This window comes from Bacillus sp. CCB-MMP212 (genome assembly GCF_022748145.1).
In the GTDB taxonomy this organism is placed as follows: Bacteria; Bacillota; Bacilli; order Bacillales; family Bacillaceae_G; genus Bacillus_A; species Bacillus_A cereus.
In genome coordinates this window covers 290,597-311,145 of record NZ_JALDQE010000006.1, presented here as the reverse complement: position 1 = coordinate 311,145, position 20,549 = coordinate 290,597, and the positions used below count along the sequence as shown (strand labels likewise).

Below are 20,549 nucleotides of genomic sequence, written 5' to 3'. Positions count from 1 at the left end.
AATTAAATGCGACGATTCTATATTAAGTGAAAATGATATTCATTGTCAATTTTATTGATTATTTGAATACTTATTCTTAATCTCTTTCTACTTTGTTTCTTATAAGCAATACACTTTTATATTCAAACAAAAACACCTCCATTACATTTGCACACTTAGTATGCGAATGCAAGAGGTGTTTTTTTCATATACCATCAGATAAGATTTCCTACTTTGTTTATTTCTTGATACGTAGCTATTTTCTAGTACACGATAACCGGATCATACGTGTTCAAACTATCATATACAGTTTTTGCAACATTAGGAAGAAGGTTCACACACCCACCTGATCCTCCTGTTAAATAAGCATTATTTCCCCAGTCTTTTCGCCAGCCGGCATCGTGGAATCCTTGACCGCTATTGGTGAATGGAACCCAGTAATCTACTTTAACCGCATAATCAGCTTTCCCTACTGCGCTACCTCTTAGCGTGTATGGTGTTCGTTTGTATAGGACGTACCACACACCTGGTGATGTATCTTCACCCGTGCTATGTTTACCCGTTACTACATTTGTTGTAACGACTAATTTCCCATCTTTATAAATCCAAATTTGTTGCTCTGCAATTGAAACTTCCGCATACGTGTCTCCGATGCCATTATTCGCTGTTGTTTTATAACCGATACCTTCCTTCTCCCAACCATTTCCGTGAATATTAAAAGCAGAAAGCGCCTTTTCGCCTTTCTCAAAGGCTTGTTGAACTTGTTTAGTTTCTTTTTCAACATCTAGTGCCCAGCCGTAGCCTTGCCCTTTTACTGATATAACTGAACCGGAATGCGTTTTAAATGAGAAATCTTTATTTAATGTTGATTTGGCATTATTAATTTCAGTAATTTTCTTCTTAATGTCACTCGCATCAATTGTAACTTTCATATCCTTTGACATAGAGGCATTTTGAATTAAATCTTTCGCTTTTAAAGGATAAACTTCATCCTGCACTTTATACTCAACAGACTGCCCAAGAAGATTCTGTAGTGCTTTCTCCTCTTTTTTGACAATCGGATCGTCTTCTTTAATAGGTTTTATGTATGCAGACTTCAGATGAATTTCGCTTTTATATTTTTGCTTATCGTAATCTTTCAGTAGACTAGTAACGTCATACTGTTTTCCTTCAACACTTTTCGAAATAACAATTTTCCCTTGTTCTAGCTTCGCCATAGCATCTTGAGGCGCTTTTAATTTTTCATTCATAGAGATGAGCGTTTCTTCTACAAGTTTTTTCATCGTTTCACTACGATACTGATCTGCCTTCTCTGGTAGCAATGAATAATTTTCTCCCTTTGAGGAAGGGAAAAATGTCCACTGACTTTTTAATAGTTTCTTAACTTGAGGCAAATCTTTTTCCGTAAGTTCCGTTTTTGTATCTTTTTCATCTAAAATTTGTTGTTGATCAACATAGACTTTGTTTGCTAGTCCAGATGTCTTTAATTTCTGTATTGCCTGATCAGCGCTCAGACCACCAACTTTTGTGTCATTAATTGTAACATTCGAATTGAAGTGAGTTGCCTGATAATAACTCATTCCCCCAATAAGAAGTGCAATTACACCAATACCCGCTGCGATAAACTTCCAATTTGTATAACGTTTTTTTGATCTTACTCGTTTTTGATCAATTTCTTCAACTGATTCATTTGTTGTATTGTTGTTCATCAATCTTTCCCCCGTATGCATTAACGTCAAACGATTTTCAACTAAAATCATAGACTAGTGTACCTTATTTTTCCTAAAATTTCATTATTTCCGACCACATTTTATCGCAATTTAATGATTTAATTTAGATTTTTTAATAGTACGATGCATTGAACAGCCCTTTACAAGTCATAAAGTGAAACTTAAATTAACCGTCACACCAAGATATTTAGCTTAATATTCTAGGGGGAAATTTTTCTCTTTACGTAAAATACGAATTATATTATCCATTTTCATGAACATCAACCCCTAATTTTGTAAAAAAAATAAACGATAGTCCTTCTACATTTTTGATAAAAGGACTATCGTTTTTTCAGTTAGAGTATTTGTATAATCGTTTAACTTTTTATTTCCTGAAGGTCTAATGTGATGAAGATGATGAAATTTCATCTCATAGCCTTTAAATGAAAAACATTATTTTTTTATGACAATCAAGTTTATTTTTATAAATTAAACCCTTAGCTTGATGCCTTCCATATATCCAGCAGCCTAAGATTAAGTAAGAGTCCGTTCAACTAGATTTTTTCTAATATTTTTAGGAGTATCTTATTTCAGCCTCGTCATATTACACTAATTGAATTTAAAACAAATCCGTATGCTATTTAGGAAAATTTACGATTCGAGACATAATTATTGCAGTAGCCAAGATAATAATAGCGGTTATCAAACCAGATTCTCCAATCCAAATCTCAGTTTGATCTCCTGTACTTGCACGTGCGAAAGGTCCTTGAATAATGGCATTCCAAGTAGTATGAATGATAACCGAAGGCCAAACGCTACCTGTGATAAGTCGTAAATAAGCTGTAATATAACTGAATGGCACAATACAAAAATAGATGCCAAGTACTGAAAGTAGGGCAGATGTTCCCTCTACATATAGACCAGCAATAACAATTGGAACATGCCACGTTGCCCAAATTAATCCGCTAATAAGAATGGGACGTGAAAACTCTGCATCGATTAGCCTTGTGAGCATATAACCTCGCCATCCTATTTCTTCCCCCATAACTGGGATTAAGTTAAGCAAGCTTCCTAAAACTCCGCTCAATACTACTATAAAAATGAAACTTAATGGTATCGGTAGATACTGAAATCCAAGTATATTGTAAATAGGTTCTAGCATACCACCTTGCGGGGGCTGAAACTTCGCAATTCCGCTCAACCAGGCGATAGAATAAGTAATTCCACAAATAATCATAGGTATTAGCAGAGCAAAACCAATCCCCTTCCATATTTTTAAGTTACCGAGACTAAAAGATACATCTTTAAACCCTTCTTTCAATATTATGCGAGTCAAAATAGAAGAAAATGCTGGGGTAAACATATATACCACAATAAGCGGCATACTTTTAGTAATCATTACTACTACATTTAGAATAATAGAAGTAATGGTTAAGATACTTAGAAAGAGTTGAAGTCCTATTTTAGCACGTTGGATTTTATCTTTATTGTGGAATGCTTCTCCGTGTAATAACATTGTAATCCGCCCTTCCCCTTTTATTCATTTGTTTATCAAATTTACTTCCTGTCATTTCAACAGCTACAACTTAGAATAAAAATATTTTGACATACAGATCATTCATCTTTAAAATCCCTCCCAAATTCATAATCTAGTCTTACTTGCGATTCAACAATTTAATTATTATTTATAAACTGTCATAGCCGATAGTACAAAAGTGTAATGATTAACCTATGACTTGTGTCAATTAATCTTATGACAATATGTAACTAGAAAATATGATATGGAATAAATAACAATTGAATCAAGGCAATTGATTCGTGCAAGTACATGAATCAATCTTGTTTATAAAAATAATTCAATTGAGGTGGGCAAAAATGAATAAGAAAAGAATGATTGCAATGGTTAGTACAGCTTTATTAGTCACAGGATGCGCGGAAGTAGGAAACGCTCAAACTGTAGCAGTCGAAAATTCAGGTCAATCAGTCCAAAAAAATATAGTTAAATCAATACAATCACAGGCTAACCCATTAAAAACGATAGAGCCGTCAAAACCATTTGAAGATTTAAAACCACTTAAGAAAATGATTGGGAACGCGCAATATGTAGGATTAGGAGAGAATACTCATGGAAGCTCTGAAATTTTTACTATGAAGTTTCGCCTTGTGAAATATTTGGTTACTGAAATGGGTTTTACGAATTTTGCAATGGAAGAAGATTGGGGAAACGGCTTAAAACTAAATGAATATATCCAAACAGGAAAAGGAAACCCTAGGGAATTTTTAAAATTGTTATATCCTACTGATGAAATTATAGCCATGATTGAGTGGATGAAAGATTATAATGCTGATCCATCCAATAAAAAAAAGATCCAATTTATTGGGCTCGACTTAAAGGCATTGGACCAAGGTAGCTTTAATAAAGTAATTGATTATGTAAGGCTCCATCGACCAGATTTGCTGGCAGAAGTAGAAGAAAATTATAAAGAATTGTCTTCTTTTACTGGAAGTATACAGGAATATATGAAACTTGCTCCTGAAAGAAAAGAGAAGTTTAAAGCAAACGCTGAGAGAGTAGCCCGATTACTAAAAGATGAGAATGAGCAAGCCAACACAGAAATAATCCCATCCGAGTACATCTGGGCGAAAGCAACGGCAAGTGCAATAGAGAAATTTACCACAATGCTACTTCCTAACGACTATCCAAGTATAATAAAACTACATGAACAATACTTGGCCGATCATGCAATGTGGGCACAAGAGACATTTGGTGGTAAAACGATGGTATGGGCACACAATATTCATATAGCTAAAGGAATTATCGATGAGAAATTATACCCTTATGTTGCGGGGCAGTTTTTGAAGGAACGTTTAGACAATAATTATGTCACAATTGGTAGTACAACTACGGAGGGGAATTTTACCTTATACAGCGAATATGATCCTTCCACTGGAGGTAAGATTACAACCGACACTATTCCACAAGATGTAAAAAGTTTCAATTATACTCTCGGAAAAGTGCCATATAAAATGTTTTTATTGGATAACCGTCACCTTAAAGGACAAGCAGAAAAATGGGTTAAAGCAAAAAGACCATTACTAAGTATAGGGGGACAAATCCTCCCGAACAGTTCGGTGTATTTTGATACTTCATTGTTTGAGCAATTTGATATTATTTTTCATATTCGAAAAACAAGTCCATCTCATATTAAATAAAAGTACAAAACAATCCCGTTCTTGCAGATGTAAGAACGGGATTGTTTTGTGAGGATTAATAAAGTGAAACTTTAATCAGCAGGTTTTTGTTCATCCCCCACTGATTATTAGCCTTCACCAATCGTGCGTTTACCGGCAGCCCGCCCCCCACCTAACGCTGAATTTTGAGGTGGGAGTCTTACTGCCCAGTAAATAGCGGGATAAAAGCATCTTTTTTAATCAGAAGTAAGCTGCTCTCCCCTTTTTAACATCATTTAGAACTGTCATATGACACTTTTACACTAGTGAGAATGACAAAAAAAGCAGTATGATTCGGTTATTACATAGATAGGAGCGATGAACTTTATGAAATCAAGATTCATCCAGAATGGTTATTTTTTATTGCTAACTTTCGGTACAGGATTGTTTTATTTTTGTTTTTACCTAATAGCTCTGCTATTTAGTTTAACCCTTTCATTTACTGTTGTTGGGATTCCACTAGTTATACGCGTACTACAGACTACCACACCCTTTATCCAATTCGAGCGCATACAGACGAAAATTTATACAGATATTTCAACAGACTCTTACGATAGAAGTATAACAATGGATACATCGAACTGGTCTCAGGTGAAATTAGTGCTAACAGATCGTCGCACTTGGTGTGCTGTCTATTGGCTAATGCAGAAATTTACGATTGGCATTTTCAGTCTCATTAGTGCAATCATTTTTTACGTAATGCCACTTATGTTCCTGTTGACACCACTACTGTATCGATACATCGATATGAATATTATATTTATACAAATAGATACTTTTGCCAAGTCACTCTTTGTAATGTTTATGGGTATAGTATTTACCGCCATAAGTATTAGAATAGTCGATGGTTTGACAAAGAAAATTGGGGGCTATACACGTAGTATGATTCGGCAACTAAATCAATAGAAGTTTGCAGTTTGTGAGTAGTATCGTAGTTTTAAATTAAAAAGTATAATAAGGCAGGAAGGATTAAATTATAATATAGGAAGTAAAATGGTAGGCTATTTAGGGGGTAAAGGACTTGTTAGATATGGTTAAGTATTGGTTTTGGTATGATTGGATTATGTTAGGGGTACGCCTACTTGCTAGTGTGTCTATCATTCTAGCTACATTAAATTTTCAGGATGGTTTAACATTACCACTTTGGATTATTATTCTTTGGGAAATTATTGCCTTCTCTGTTCCATGGGTAGCCTTACTATTCAATTATAAATATTATTTGTTCACAGAAATACTGCTGTATGGTGGACTATGTATATATTTAACCTCATTATTTCCAGGGGCTTACAACACATTTCTTATATCAGTGTTTCTAATTGCTGCGAATAGTAAGCATTTGTCCTATTATTGGACAGCTCCAATAACGGTTTTTATAACAACTGGAATTTTCTATGCGGTCTCGCCAAGTAATAGCTATTGGATTATGGTCACCTATTATGGATTCGCATATGTAATGGGCTTCGCTTTTCATTTATTAATCGTCAATCATAAACAAAATGAATCAATTCGTAAACAAAACGCAGTACTTGAGCAATATATGTCTCAGATTGAACGCATTACACTGGCGGAAGAACGAAACAGACTGTCGAGTGAGCTTCATGATACAGTTGGTCACGCTTATACTTCTATTATTATGGGGATGGAAACGTTGCGCACCGAACTTGCTACTGAAATGGGTATACAGAGGCTAGATTCTCTGCTTGAAATGGGACGTAAAAGCATCGAGGACGTGAGAGGTTACCTACATCAAATGGAGTCTCCTTGTCAATCGCCTTCCTTAATTCAATCTCTCCAAAATCTTGGAGCCGAATTTCAGGAGCACGCTCAGGTTAATGTAAGTTTTCGGGCATACGGAGAGGAATATGAATTGTCTCGGCAAGCGAAGATAGCGTTCATTCGTTGCTTACAAGAGTCCCTTACGAATGCAGTACGTCATGGTCAGGGAACTGAAATTATAGTTTCATTGCAGTTTGAACAACAATATACGAGATTAGAAGTTCAAGATAATGGAAAAGGAAATGTAGAATGGCAGGAAGGCTTCGGTCTGAATGCAATGAAAGAACGAGCAATGAATTTGCAAGGTCAATTGTCTGTATATACAAAGCCAGATGAAGGAATGCTTGTTACATGTACCATACCGCGACAAACTGAAATAAAAGATGGACTTATTCGTTTGTTAATTGTAGACGACCAGCCGTTTATTCGGGAAAGTTTGAGGACACTACTCGATAGATATGAAGATTTAAATGTAGTCGGTTTGGCCGAGGATGGCAATGAAGCCATCGATTTGTGTGGGCGCCTTCAGCCTCATGTTATACTTATGGATTTAGATATGCAACACATGGATGGAGTCGAAGCAACCAAAAAGATTAAGCAACAATGGCCACATATCCGCATATTGATTTTTACCACTTTTCAGGATACCGAACAGGCGTTGGAATCGCTTCGCAACGGTGCGGATGGTTTTTTACTCAAATCTATTGAAACATTGGAGCTAGCTAATACGATCCGACTTATTCACAAAGGTGGGACACTGATTGATCAAGGAATGTCTCACAAAATATTTGAGAAATTTGATGAGCAAAAAGAGACACCACAATCAAAAGCAACCGCTTATGAGCTAACAGCTAGGGAGATAGAAATATTGCAGCTAGTAGCAAAGGGACTTCGATACACTACCATAGCATCAAGGTTATATTTATCGAATGGTACGGTCAGAAATTATGCTTCCACAGCTTATACAAAGCTGGGAGTCCGTAACAAAGAAGAAGCTGTTCAAAAGGCTCTAGAAATTGGAATTATTGAATAAGAAAAATGTTTTTTTGTTTCTCTACAGCAAGGTAAAATGTAGTTACAAGGTACAGTAGAAGATAAAGTGAAACTTTAATCAGTGGGGTTTGTTCATCCCCCACTGATTATGAGCCCTCACCAATCGTGCTGCCCGTTAATGCGGGATAAACAACATCATTACATTAATCTTTTTTAGGGAGTACAATTCCTTTAAATAATTGAACAGTAATCCAGTAATACATCGAGTAAATTACTACAAAAATAACAAGTGGTAACCAAATGCGAGAGTACGGATCGATTACAAGAGGGCTAAACATGTTCATACCAACTAATATATGAGTAATCCCTACAATTGCTGGGAATAAGAATATGAAGAATAACTCTTTATAAATCGATTTTGTTAATAACTCTCGGCGAACACCAATTTTATGAAGCATTTGATAACGTGTTACATCTTTTGATGCTCCCGACAGAACTTTAAACATTAAGCAGCTTGCCATCATTGCTAAAAATGCAATTCCAACGAAGAAACCCATAAACATTAGTCCGCTGGCAAAATCATGACTCATAATATATGTTTGATACTTACTACCCAATTCTTCCGCTTTCACATTTTTATATTTTGCTATCTGTAATTCATCAAGTTTTTTCCATTCTTTTATGTATGATCCAAAATCATCTGTTTTCCCCATAAACACAATACTTTCTTTCCCCTTCAATCCATTGTATATGTTATAATCTACAATTTTTATTTCATAATCAGGATATAAATAATTGGGCTGGATCGTTCTGAAAACCTGAATCCATTGTTTTGTGTCTGTCTCTCCTTCAGCCCGTTTTATTGAAAATGCACCAATTGGTATTTCCTCTGAAGCTTTCTCTATTTTCATACCTTGCAAGAAAGGGCGATTTTTCTCTACATCTTCTTTAAGATAATAAACATATCTATCATCAACTTTGTAATGATATTCAAGTTTTTCTTGAAATAAGATACTACCCAAAATTGTCTTTTCTTCCACTGTTGGATTATGAATGACTGAATCGTAAATTTGTATTTGATCTGTAATTTTTAGGATGTTGTTTTTAAATGCCATACCACAAGCAATTCCACCAGCACCAAGAGCCACTAAAATTGCTACTGTTGCAAGCACATTTGTTAGACTATTAATGCGGAAATTTAATTGTGCAAAAGTAAAAGCATTGAGGCCTTTTTCACTACGTTTTTTATTACTCTTTAGCTTGTTAATCATAACTGGAAGAAGTGATCCAAATATAAGGTAAGTACCAACAGTTGCTGAGATTAATCCAACAGCCATTAATCCCAAAACAATTAGCGAATTTGCATATGATATATAAATAAGTGATGCATAACCAATACCCAATAAAAGAATACCAAGGAATGCAACTACAACTGTCATTTTTCCTTTTATGGCAACACGTTCTGTTTGTTCATCAGCATGTACAAGTTGCAGTACAGAAATACGAGATAATTTAATACTATTCATAATTGCAGATAATACAAAGAGTGCAAAGAAAAAGATGCAAGTAATAGCTATAGATGGCAGATAAAATGCTTTATAACCTTCGCCAGCAAACTCGAGTTGTTTCATTAATAGCTGACCGATACCTTCTGCAAGTCCTACACCAATTGTAATTCCAATCAAAAGAGAGGTGGCACCTAATATGATTGTTTCAATGAACATAAGTAAGGTAACTTTATGCTTTTTTGCTCCTAACATCATATACATACCAAATTCTTTTTGACGAAGAGCTGATAAGAAAGAGTTTGCATATAAAATATAGAAAAATGTGATAATCGCTAACAAAACGGAACCAATTTTAAAGACAGCCACAATATCCCTAATAGAAGAGTTAGATTCAAGGAACGTTTTATTGGATGCTAGCGTTTGAAACATATAAAAAGTTGAAATAGAGACAATAAGACCAACAAGTAAAACAATGTAATCTTGCAACTTACTTTTTAGGCCTGACATAGAAAGCTTAAATAACATGATTGAACTTCCTTCCTTACGCTTTTTGTGTGCCTAAGTTTGCAAGCACATCTAAAATTTCTTTATAGAATTCTTCACGGGTACTACCGCGATGAATTTCTTTATATAACTCACCATCTTGAATGAATAAAATACGTTGACAGTAACTTGCGCTGTAAGGATCATGCGTAACCATCATAATGGATACACCTTGCTCTTTATTTAAGCTTGTCATGGCATTAAGTAAACTCGTTGCATTTTTAGAATCTAAAGCTCCAGTCGGCTCATCTCCCAAAATAATTGCTGGTTCATGAACTAACGCACGTGCTGCTGCGGAACGTTGCTTTTGTCCACCAGATACTTCAGAAGGATATTTTTGAAGTATAGCTGTAATGCCTAACATATCAGCTACTTTTTCTACTTTCTTTCCAATATTACGAGATGAAACACCTTGAAGTGAAAGTGGGAGTGCGATATTTTCATAGATGGATAAATTCTCCAATAAGTTAAAGTCTTGGAAAATGAATCCTAACTTTTGTGAACGAAAATCAGAAAGTTCACCCTGCTTCATCCTCGTAATATCCGTTCCTGCAATTTCAACAACGCCGCCTGTCGCTTTATCTAACGTTGAAATTACATTTAATAATGTTGTTTTACCAGAACCAGAAGGCCCCATAATACCAACAAACTCTCCCTCTTGAATTGAGAATGATACACCTTTTAATGCGTGTGATTGATTCTCACCTTTTTTACCGTACAATTTTTGAATGTTTTTTACATCTACAACTGGCTTTATCATTTATATCCTCCTACATTTTTTTATTTCATTACAATAAGCTACTAAATTTGTTTACTACTAACAAAATAGACATGTTACCTCCACACTTAAGCTACAATGAAATCTTTCCTTTTATCTTCTTTGCTCACCTCATCACTTTGAATACACCCATGATAAACTATGAAAATTAGGAAACACCCCGTAAAATCCTTAAGATTTCTTAAGTTTTAAAAAAAGCTTATGGAACCTGTAGTTCCATAAGCTTTCTATCTAATTGAATGTTCAACAATAAAAGACATCCAACCATCTTTATATTCTGCATGTATATTACCATGATGAAGTTCAACAATTCTTTTTGAAATAGCAAGTCCCAGTCCATTTCCCTGGTCATCTTTTCTTGCCTTGTCCCCCCTGAAAAACCTTTCAAACAATTTATTTGGATCGCTAACAGGCGGTTTCTCGACTTTATTTGATACTTTCAACATTGCCTTGTTACCTATTAGTTCAAGACATATAGATAATTCGGATGGTTTCATGCTGTACTTTATCGCATTCATAAAAAGATTTTCATAAACACGTACCATTTTTTCTACATCTATGAAGATAGGTATTGTTTCTTGCGTAATTGATTTTTGAACGATTAAACTTTCCTTTTCAAATATAGGTATGTATTCTCCAACTATTTGTTCCAACAAACCTGATAAATCAACTTCATTAAGGTTTAACTTAGCATCTATACCTGATAAACGAGTATACTCAAACAGCTCATCAATTAAATATTTCAGTCTCTGTGACTTTGAATACGTGGTTTCAAGGTATTCCTGTAATTGTATGTTACTGTTGTATTGCCCTCTTTTTAATAAATCTATATAGCCAATAATAGATGTTAAAGGTGTGCGTAAATCATGAGATACATTGGTGATAAGTTCATTTTTTGTACGTTCTAATTGTCTTTCTTGTTCAAATGTATTCTCCAATTCCTTGGACATATAGTTGATATTTTGAGCAAGTTGGGTCAATTCGTCCTTCCCCTTAATCCCAATTGTTAAACCCAGTTTTCCATTTGCAATATCATTCACATTTTCCGAAATGAGCTTCAAATATACTATTTTCTTTCGAACCAATAGCAAAAAGATTACTATAAAGTTTAAGATTGCGAACGTAAATAAGAACAACATTGCGAGTCTCACTTCAAACATGCCAAAATCTTCGTGTTTTATAAAAAATGGATCTATGACGTATTGCACAATGAGAATTGTTAAACCAAATGAAATAAAAAAACTAATTGCAACAGCACCAAGAAGTTTTATAATAATCTTATTTCTGAAACTAACATTCTTCATATTTTATACCCAATTCCCCAAACAGTTTTAATATAAATGGGATGTTTAGAATCTTCTTCAATTTTGTCTCTTATTTTTGTAATATGCACCATGACGGTATTATCTGATTTATAAAAAACCTCTTTCCAAACTGCTTCATATATTTTTGCTACACTCAGGACAATCCCTTTGTTGCGGGCGAGTAGTTCGAGAATAGCAAACTCTTTTGGAGTTAACCTTGTTTCTTTTCCCCTTACCCATACTTGACGTGTATCTGTATTTACGGTTAAATCACCAATTTCTAGAATGCTTTTATTATGTTCTATGGATGTATTGTATTTTTTAAACCTTCTTAATTGGGATTTTACCCTAGCAATTAATTCTAGTGGGTTAAACGGTTTTGATAAATAATCGTCTGCACCAGAGGCTAGGCCCTGAATTTTGTCTATATCCTCAGATTTTGCAGATAGCATAATGATAGGCATATTGCGATCTTCCCTAATTTTCATACATGCTTCAATGCCATCCATATTCGGCATCATAATATCTAAAATAATCAAATCAAAGTCCTTTTCTTCTAACAGTTGTAAAGCTTGTATAGCATCTTCTGCCTTTTGAGTTTTTAGACCTTCATTTTCCAGATATACCGAGATAAGATTTCTAATCTCTTTATCATCATCAACAATAAGAATTTTCGACTCCATTTTATTCCTCCACATTAAATGCAATAAGTATTCAATAAAGCATATATTTGTTGTTACTTAGTTAATAAACTTAATAGAGATGGTTTCTATCTTCTTTCTTTACTTAAGACGATCTTTTGTAAAATACACAAAAAGACCGTCACAGTATTGTGACGAAAAAACAAGAAAATTTCAATAACTAATACTATTATTATTTATTTTTAGCTTTTAAGACACCCAGCGCTATTTTGGTTGCTTCTGCAATAAGCTTATCATCGTATTTAGCATCCTCTTTATCATGATTAGAAAGTATCGCAAGAATAATTGGCTTTTTATTTGGTGACCAAATAATTGCGATATCATTTCTGGTTCCATAAGATCCCGAGCCCGTCTTATCAGCTACTTCCCATCCTCCTGGAACTCCAGCACGAATTAAGTTGTCTCCCGTAGTATTCCTTTTCATCCAATCTATTAATAAATCCCGTTTCTCAGTTGAAAGTACATCTCCTAGCGCAAAAGCCTGAAGACTAGTAGCTAATGCCTTTGGGGTACTAGTATCATGTACGTCTCCTGGATGCACTTCGTTTAACTCTGGTTCAAAACGTTCAGGATTTGTAACGGTATCTCCTATTTCTCTCAGTGATTTTTTGAATTCACTAGGTCCACCTAATTGTTTAAGAATAAGATTTTGCGCAGTATTATCACTATATCGAAGGGAAGCATCTGCAAGCTCTTTCAGAGTCATACCCCTATCAACATACTTTTCTGTAATTGGATTGTAATTAACAAGGTCTTCACAAGTATACAAAACTCTTTGATTTAGATCTTCTATTGATTTCTTTTGTAAAAGTACTCCCACAGCTAAAGCTTTGTGGGTAGATGCGTATGCAAACCGTTTATCTGATTGATACGTAACGGTTTGATTCGTATCAGTGTCCAATGCATAAATACCGAGTTTAGCATCAAATTCTTTTTCAAGTTTAGCAAAAGAATCATTACCAGTAGTTTCTTGTTTGGTTTGATTTGTTTGTTTTGTTTGTTTAGGTAATTCAGACTGAGTATTGCCATCGGAACAGCCTATAAGCGTTGCACACGAAAGAAATACTACAGGTACCATCTTTTTGTAATGTAAAATGTTAAAAAACTTGTTTAAGACTATCATATATTTTCAACCTCTTTCAAGAATATATAGTTTTTCTAGGTGTTATACATATCGATACAATTAAAGAGTGTATCGGATATCACTCTTCTTGCATCTCACTTTTCATAAAATGATTGAACTATCATGAACACCTGTTTTATACGTATACTTAATAGACAACCTAAGTAACAAGTTTGTTCCATTTTTATCAGTAGTCGTATCTAGAAACCTAAAAGAGTCCATTTAGAAGATTTAAATGGACTCTTTCACTCATATAATACTATCTATAGTTAAACAAATAAGATTAAATACATTTAAATTTTCTTGTTTTATCTACTAAACTGTTTAGGCATTTCTTTAACGTGCTTATCATCATCACGCCAATCATAGGTTTCTTTCTGCGAAACATCTAAAGCTTGATCTCCAATTCTAACAATATTCTTAGGTGGACGCTATGTAGTTATGACTTTGCTTTCTTACACAGACCAACCATATAAAGATTTACCAGAATGCTTTACTGGTTGGATGGTTCGTCAATATCCTGGTTCAGGTGAAGTATTTGAACCTTCTACTGTTCAAGATAAAGTGGATATTACTGCCGACACCCAAATCTCTATTCCAGTTATTTTAGACTTAAAGGAACGAAAATTGATTTGGACAGATTTGTCTCTTACAAGAGATCTAACTTATGATAATACCATCGAGGCTAATCAAAAAGGTATGATACTAGTTGGAAAGGCTTTAACTAATTTAGTTAAACCGAATTTATATGACTTGTTCCGATTACATATTGAAGCTAGAGGTGAACTCGTTCAAGAAATCGAAGAAGCAGAAAGCATTTTTTCTTTGGATAAAGGGATTACTCCTTTCGATATCGAAAAAATAATATCTGATTTTATTGCTGACCCACAAGACTAACTACATTACAAACATTGATAATGTGTGGAAAATATCCATGTATAATGTCTATGTGAAACAGGACCTGATAGATGAATATCAGGTCCTGTTTTTTATTTAGTAGATACTAAATAGTCCGGTTAATTACTATTCATCTAAATACACTATACTAATAAAGTGAAATTTATTCGAAAGAAATTCATTAGTTAATACGTAACTAATTAAGAAACATTCATATACCAGCCCAAACATCTTTTCCATATCGCCCTTCATCTTGCACACGATCCAACCAATTTCTTGCTTCTTGTTCACTGACTTCATGAATTTCTTGATATGCTTGACAAAGGGTATCTTCTACATCTGGAGCCATTTTACTTCCATCACCACATATATAAAGATGAGCTCCATTATCTAATAACGAAATTAAATTGATTCTATCTTGTTTTATTAAATGCTGTACATATGTTTTTGGATGTCCCTCTAGACGAGAAAAAGCTGTGTGTAAAGAGATTAATCCATCTCTTTCATCATTTTCTAATTCTGTACGATAGAGATAATCTTTTTCAGGATGACGACAACCAAAATATAGATGCGCTTGTCCTAAGTTAATACCTTTTTGCTTTTGAACACGACGCGCTTGCAAGAATCCACGGAATGGTGCAATTCCAGTACCTGGCCCAACCATAATAATTGGTGTTTCTGGATCTTTAGGTAATTCAAAGTTTGATTGTGGCGTTCGAATGAAACAGATAATCTCATCTTTATTATGACGCTGAGCTAAGTAATTAGAAGCGACTCCTTCATATGTCCCTTCCCCACTCCATGCAGGCGCATTAACAACACCGACCGTAATGCTCAGACGATTGTGTGCAACGAGTGGAGAGCTTGAAATAGAATAGTAACGCGGTTTGAGCGCAGGAAGAAGTTCTAAAAAGCGTTCAAATCGGATTTCACAAGCCTCATACTTTTCAAGAAGGTCCAACATTGAAATCCGTTTCTTTAGTATTTGTTCATGGTAAACTCCTTCTTCTAATAATGCTTCCAATTCTTTTTTATGAGGAGGACATGCTGTGAATGTTACCATTTCTCGTATTTGTGCTCGAGTGGCAGCTTCTTGAACTTCAACACTATAACTAAGAAGGTCCAATAAACTAACAGGACTGTCTAAAGGTATGTGATTTATACTTCGTCCACTTGCACTCAGTATAACTTGATCCTTCCCATTTAATCCAAAACGTTTTAAAATTCGGTTGATATTTTTCTCGCTATTAACTGGCAACACTCCAAGGTGGTCTCCTTCTTTATATGTAGCGCCTTCTGGCAAAGATACCTCGATATGTCGTGTACTTCTATCACTGCTGGGTGATTGGAGTTCACGATTTTCTAGTATAGATGCATAAACTGCTTCATATGTTCGTGCAAGAGGAGATCCTCCAAGACGACTGACAAATTGTAGACTCAAAGTACTGCGCTCTTTTTCCATATTTTTGTTGAGTTCCAATCCAAATGCCTTCATCGCATCAGACCACATACTTTGTTTCCATTGCTCAAGCTGTTCCTCGAAATAACCACTTGCATCCGCTTCTCCGCGTTTAGAAAATCTTGTTGCTCCTTTTTGAGCCATCTGCTCATCAATGTATCTTGGAATCCGTTGATAGGTACTAGCCCAATTATGATCTCCACAACCAAAAACTGCGTATTGAACACCTTTTAGCTCATCCGGTTTTAGTTCCTCCAACCACTGCACAAACTGTCCTGCATTACTTGGCGGTTTTCCATTATAAGAAGAAGTTACAATAAGAACCGCTCCTTCTTTTGGCAAACTTCCAATCCGATCGTTAAGAGCTACCACTTCCGTTTGAACCCCTTCTAAACTAGCTGTATCTGCTAATTCTCTTGCAATACCTTCTGCTACACCTGTATCCGAGCCGTACAGAACAAGAAGTGAAAGATTATCGGCCCCAATAATAGAAGGTGGCTTCTGAACGTGCTGCTTAATTTCATCGTTTTTCAGCTTGTCCTCTGTAGGTGTAAGAACAGTAGGATGACTAATAGTTTGTTTTCGGGGTAGAATCCTAATCTTAAAATCACCGGGCTTTAGCGTTAATGTTTGTTTTACGTCCAGCTGATAGTTTTGATAATCGATTAATTCAAAATGTTGAAGAAGCATTCCCATTACAAGAGTGGCTTCATGAAGTGCAAATTGCATACCGATACATGCTCTCTGGCCATTTCCAAATGGCTTATAAGCATGATGAGGAACCTTATCCAGCTCTTCAAATCGTTCAGGTTGGAATTCTTCCACATTGTCTCCCCATGCATCTTTATCCCTATGTAGCTGTGGAATAAGAACAGAAATACGATCTTCTCCTTTCTTAATTGGGTATTTCCCGCCAATCACTGTATCTTCTTTTGCATAGAGACTGAATGCTGGAGCGGTAGGCCATAGACGTAGCGATTCATTTAAAATCATCCGTATATACTTCAGTTTCATAACTTGTTGGTATGTTGGAGTAGGATCTGTCAAAACACGGTCTACTTCTTCATAGGCTTTTTTCAACTTATCCGGATTCTTTAATAAAAAGTAAATTGCAAAAGATAACAATCCACTTGTTGTCTCATGTCCAGCTATTAAAAAGGTAATAATTTGGAAACGAATATTTTCATCATCTAATTTTTCACCAGTTTCCGGATCTGGCACATTTAACATACGGGAAAGTAAATCATTTTCTTCCTGATTCCCATTACTTTTACGTTCAGCAATAATATTATCTACTAAAGAAAACATAGATTGAATATCATGCTGAAATTGACGTTTCGTTCTCCACATGAGTTTATCTTCTATATCCAGCCTCTGTAATTGGTGCATCGCTTCATCTAGAGCACGGGTCATGCTAGTAATAAAAGGATGAGGGGTCTCACGATAAAAGCTATTGAATCGGTAATTAAAACCACATAGACCAATTGTATCTAACGTAAGACGAGTCATATCCTCCGGAACATCTACGTTTTCATTCGGATTAAGTCGTGCCCATTTTTGAACGAGTTGTACAGCAATATCGACCATCATGGCATGGTAATCTTTCATTGCCCGTTGGCTAAATGTAGGCATCAAAATATTATGAGCTTTTTTCCAGTTAGGCTCGTGAGTCTCGCTAGTAAATAATCCGTCCCCAGCAAAGGCACGAACTTTTGCTAAAGCACCCTCTATACTTTTATCGAACCGTGTTTCGTCACAAACTTCTGCTACCAATTCATGTCCAGAAACGACAATGATGGTATCACTTAAAGTTTGAATTTGAAAAATGGGACCATACTCTTCCGCTATCTTGATAAAGGATAGGGTCGGTTTATCTTTATCGATTAATGGGAGATTACCCAGCGGTCCATATGTTTTCGGCTGAGGAATGGCAGATACTTTTTTTTCCATTTAAAACACCCTTTCAAAAAAGCATGAAATAAAGTGAAACTTTAATCAGTGGGGGTTTTGTTCATCCCCCACTGATTATTAGTTGAACCAATCGGGCTTTTACGGGCAGTTGGTCCCCCACCTAACTTCTTTGCTTCCGCTAAATTTTGAGGTGGGGGTCTTACTGCCCGTTAATTCGGGATAACATATCCCATTTAATAAAGAAGAAATAGCAACTAATCGCCTGGGATAAAGATATATAATTGATTACCTTATTTTATCTTTTCCCTAACTATTCATGATTATGATATTGCGTATAAGCTTGGCAATTAAATTTATAACTTGTAGAAAAATACTAAATTAAAATGAAGCGAATAAATATAATTGGAGCCTTTTAATGTTGGTGTTAAAAGATAATCTAGACTTGTAATGTTTATGAGAAATTGCAAACGGATCTCATCTCTTGTATTTGTTTATAAAAACGATTATTTTGATTTATTTTCTTCTAAAACACCCCAAAATAGAAAAGTTGACGAGCTTAAGATTGTAGTATTCGAAAAATCAGTAGTTTAGTTAAACCAATACGATAAGCAAGTATACCGTGTTACTAATGAAAGAGGACCTGATATGAATATCAGGTCCTCTTTCACCACATAATTATTTCACTGCTTCTTTCAGTTCTTTTCCAGCTTTAAATACCGGCGCCTTAGCAGCAAAAAACTTGTAGGAATCATTATCAAGCGTTTTATTCTTCTCTACCGATTTAACTTCTCGACAGCTTCCGCACTTGTATCTACACGTTTAACGAAAAAAACTAATAGTAGTGCAACAACATTCATGCCAAGCGCTACATAAAATGAATATTGAATTCCAGATAATAAAGCCTTCTGAGTTACTATTGCCTTCGTAGTTTCTGTAAAGGTTGTTGGATCTATATGAGACATTAAACTTTCAGCTTTTGTTTTTGTTACAGAGTTCATAATCGTAACAAGAATAGCAGTACCAATCGAACCGGACACTTGTTGAGCCGTATTATTAACAGCTGTACCGTGCGGGTTTAAGCGAGTTGGCAATTGATTAAGACCATTTGTCATAAGTGGCATCATAACCATCGCCATCCCAAACATCCGCAGTGTGTAGATAAGAATAATATGTGTGTGACTAGAGTCAATTTGCAGACTTGCCAACATATAAGTTGAAACAGCTGTAATGGAAAGCCCCACTATGCCAAGAATCCGAGGACCATATTTATCAAATAGTTTACCTGTAATTGGTGACATAATCCCCATTATAACCGCACCTGGAAGCATCATCAGTCCAGAGCTCAGCGGAGAAATGCCACGGACGTTTTGTACATAAGCTGGTGTTAAAATCATACCCGAAAACATGGCTACCGCGTTAACAATTGCAATTACAGACGCAAGTGCAAACATTGGGTACTTGTAAACACGTAAATCCAATAACGGCTCATCCATTTTTAATTGACGAATAATGAAAGCAATTAGGGCAATAGCGCCTATGATTAAGGTTGTTAAGACAAATTTATTTGTCCAACCATCGGAGCTTGCAGAACTGAATCCATATAACAAACCGCCAAAACCGACAGAAGATAATAGTAATGAGAGATAATCAAGTTTTGCATTTTTGTTTTGTTTCATGACATTCTCAGATTTCCAAATCCCTAACAGTAAGCTAATGATTGCTAACGGTAAAATCATTTCAAACAGCAAACGCCAGTCATAATACTCTACAATATAACCTGATAGTGTTGGCCCAATTGCTGGAGCTGTAATCATAACTAGTCCAAAAATCCCCATTGCTGTTCCCCTTTTTTCTCTTGGAAAGCTTACTAGCATAATATTCATTAACAAAGGTCCCATAACTGAAGAGCCTGCCGCTTGAACCATCCGCCCAGTAAGTAATAAACCAAAGTTCGGTGCTACAGCCGCTAAGGCAGTACCAAGAATAAAAATCACCATAGATGTAATAAATAGGCTCCTATTTGAAAAACGCGTTATTAAAAATGCTGATGCCGGAATTAATATACCACTTACAAGCATATACCCTGTAGAAAGCCACTGGATCGTTGAATAATCTTGAATGTTTAAATCTTTCATTATTGATGGCAAGGCTACATTTAAAAGGGAGTTATTTAGAAATGAAACAAATGCCCCAATAAAAAGGATTACAAGCATTAAATATGGTGGTTTTCTTTTATGTAATGTTTCACTCATATATTTAATTGCCCCTTCATTATAAATTTCATTGATTCGTTTAAATCGTTTACATATTTGCACAAGAAAACATTACCCTTGCAGTATTTTGCCAAACTCTTCGAATGGATATTCTCTTTTTAGCAATTCCACTTGCTCAACATACCATTTTAAAATCTTTTTGTTGATGAAACCTTTATAAAAACGTTTGTTAACGGAATTTAAATTAGGCTGAAATACACAAAATAAGCAACTGAAAATCACCTTCTAAAATAAAGTGAAACTTTAAATCAATGGGTATTTTACGGGCAGCGAGAAAAATCAAAAAGACCACGCACCCATTCCTTTAAATACAGGCTTGTATATCTAGTTATGTAACCATCCATAAAAAGGAATATTACATAGG

At 35.2% G+C, this 20,549-nt stretch carries 12 protein-coding genes and 1 pseudogene; 4 read left to right on the top strand and 9 right to left on the bottom strand.

Going from position 1 to position 20,549, the window contains the following annotated elements:
- Positions 1-242: 242 nt before the first annotated feature.
- Positions 243-1,688: a L,D-transpeptidase family protein gene (locus tag MRP26_RS19000; RefSeq protein ID WP_197241665.1), complete on the bottom strand. Its 1,446-nt coding sequence runs from the start codon at positions 1,686-1,688 to the stop codon at positions 243-245.
- Positions 1,689-2,325: 637 nt separating this feature from the next.
- On the bottom strand, positions 2,326-3,204 hold the full coding sequence (locus MRP26_RS18995; RefSeq protein WP_197241663.1) for a CPBP family intramembrane glutamic endopeptidase: 879 nt from the start codon (positions 3,202-3,204) through the stop codon (positions 2,326-2,328).
- 359 nt (positions 3,205-3,563) lie between these two features.
- On the opposite strand from MRP26_RS18995, the gene MRP26_RS18990 reads away from it, so the two are divergent.
- The 3 genes from MRP26_RS18990 (at position 3,564) to MRP26_RS18980 (ending at position 7,728) form a co-directional block, all read left to right on the top strand.
- On the top strand, positions 3,564-4,901 hold the full coding sequence (locus tag MRP26_RS18990) for an erythromycin esterase family protein (protein ID WP_001036229.1): 1,338 nt from the start codon (positions 3,564-3,566) through the stop codon (positions 4,899-4,901).
- 345 nt (positions 4,902-5,246) lie between these two features.
- Positions 5,247-5,825, top strand: coding sequence for a sensor domain-containing protein (locus MRP26_RS18985; RefSeq protein ID WP_071731931.1), 579 nt, complete (start codon positions 5,247-5,249; stop codon positions 5,823-5,825).
- A gap of 115 nt (positions 5,826-5,940) precedes the next feature.
- Entirely contained in the window at positions 5,941-7,728 is a 1,788-nt protein-coding gene (locus MRP26_RS18980) for a helix-turn-helix transcriptional regulator (RefSeq protein WP_098679691.1), read from the top strand.
- Between the two features lie 163 nt (positions 7,729-7,891).
- Here the strand turns inward: MRP26_RS18980 and MRP26_RS18975 are convergent, their stop codons facing one another.
- The 5 genes from MRP26_RS18975 to bla form a co-directional block, all read right to left on the bottom strand.
- Entirely contained in the window at positions 7,892-9,721 is a 1,830-nt protein-coding gene (locus tag MRP26_RS18975) for an FtsX-like permease family protein (protein ID WP_000897821.1), read from the bottom strand.
- Positions 9,722-9,737: 16 nt separating this feature from the next.
- On the bottom strand, positions 9,738-10,499 hold the full coding sequence (locus tag MRP26_RS18970; RefSeq protein ID WP_000595170.1) for an ABC transporter ATP-binding protein: 762 nt from the start codon (positions 10,497-10,499) through the stop codon (positions 9,738-9,740).
- 245 nt (positions 10,500-10,744) lie between these two features.
- Positions 10,745-11,821 (bottom strand): HAMP domain-containing sensor histidine kinase, encoded by a 1,077-nt coding sequence (locus MRP26_RS18965; protein ID WP_000800285.1) that lies wholly within the window; start codon positions 11,819-11,821, stop codon positions 10,745-10,747.
- Positions 11,818-12,504, bottom strand: coding sequence for a response regulator transcription factor (locus tag MRP26_RS18960; RefSeq protein WP_075678214.1), 687 nt, complete (start codon positions 12,502-12,504; stop codon positions 11,818-11,820). Before MRP26_RS18960 ends, MRP26_RS18965 begins: the two co-directional genes overlap by 4 nt.
- Before the next feature lie 190 nt (positions 12,505-12,694).
- Positions 12,695-13,645 (bottom strand): class A beta-lactamase, encoded by a 951-nt coding sequence (gene bla / locus MRP26_RS18955; protein ID WP_242806583.1) that lies wholly within the window; start codon positions 13,643-13,645, stop codon positions 12,695-12,697.
- A 423-nt stretch (positions 13,646-14,068) separates the two neighbouring features.
- On the opposite strand from bla, the pseudogene MRP26_RS18945 reads away from it, so the two are divergent.
- Positions 14,069-14,542, top strand: a pseudogene (locus MRP26_RS18945) (cytoplasmic protein); the annotation flags it as partial.
- 211 nt (positions 14,543-14,753) lie between these two features.
- On the opposite strand, the gene cypD reads toward MRP26_RS18945, so the two are convergent.
- The gene (cypD, locus tag MRP26_RS18940; RefSeq protein WP_242806581.1) at positions 14,754-17,951 is read right to left on the bottom strand and encodes a bifunctional P-450/NADPH--P450 reductase; all 3,198 of its coding nucleotides are present in this window, start codon (positions 17,949-17,951) and stop codon (positions 14,754-14,756) included.
- Positions 17,952-18,685: 734 nt separating this feature from the next.
- The gene (locus MRP26_RS18935; protein WP_000005108.1) at positions 18,686-20,164 is read right to left on the bottom strand and encodes a DHA2 family efflux MFS transporter permease subunit; all 1,479 of its coding nucleotides are present in this window, start codon (positions 20,162-20,164) and stop codon (positions 18,686-18,688) included.
- Positions 20,165-20,549: the final 385 nt, after the last annotated feature.